This is a genomic window from Alcanivorax sp. HI0083, assembly GCF_001635175.1.
The window spans coordinates 1-993 of the sequence record NZ_LWFX01001713.1; the positions used below are offsets into that span (position 1 = coordinate 1).

The 993-nt window shown below is 59.1% G+C and carries 1 protein-coding gene; it reads left to right on the top strand.

The annotated features are described in order from the left end of the window. Window positions 1–967, top strand: a 967-nt coding sequence (locus A3754_RS25005) for a DUF4062 domain-containing protein (protein WP_063521645.1), incomplete at its 5' end; no start/stop codon positions are given. Between the last annotated feature and the right edge of the window lie 26 nt (window positions 968–993).

Sequence of the window (993 nt, forward strand, 5' to 3'; positions counted from 1 at the left end):
CCAGGCACTGATGCTGCCGATGCTGGAGCACGGGCTGATTCCTACCGGTTTGGACAGTGCGGCGGCGGACGGCAATACCCTGTTGCCGGTGATCCAGAAACTGATCGAAACCAGTGACTATTTCATCCTGATTGTGGGCGGCCGTTACGGCACCCTGTCGCCCATGGGGCTTAGCGAGATCCATCGCGAGTACATTTTCGCCGCCACCAAGCGCAAACCGATTGTTGCCTTTATCCACGAAAACCCCTCCGCGTTGCCGGAAGCACAGCGGGAGCCGACCCGTGACGGTCAGGTGCGCCGTGACGATTTTGTGCGCCTGCTGGAAGAGAAGGTGACCTGCTACCGCTGGAGCACTGAAGCGGGCCTGAATGAGCTGGCTGCCAAGGTCATTCCCCACCTGATGCGTGAGCACCATGCAGTGGGGTGGGTGCGTGCCGATCAGGCGGGTGAGGGCGGTGGTGCCCAGGCGGAGGCGCTCAAGGCGCGCATTGAACTGTTGGAAAAAGAGCGCGAAGAATCGCTCAGTCAGGCGCGCCCCCCCTTGAAAACCCTGGCCCGTGCCGGAGACCAGGTGGCGCTGGATTATTCCTGCAATGTGTATGAAGGCGGTGACTGCAAGCTGGCCATGGTAACCACCAAAATTAGCTGGGATCAGGCCTTTTCCTGTGTGGCGCCGTTGATGTTGAACCCGGCGGCGGAACCGGTGTTGCAGAAGGCGCTGGAAGATTTTATCGGCCGCAAGGCGCTGGGGGATGTGCAGAACGATTTCCCTCGAGCCCACGCCGTGCGTAATGTGGTGCTGGCAGCCCATGCCTTTAATCAGGTGAAAATCCATCTGCGGGCGTTGGGGCTGATTGCCCGGTCAGCGGAGAAAGACACTCGCGGCCTGCCTCTCTGGCAACTGACCGCCCATGGCGATAACACCATGAGCCAGGTGATGGCAGTCAAGCGCACGGTGAAAATTTAATTAATAGTTAATAATGAATAACGTCG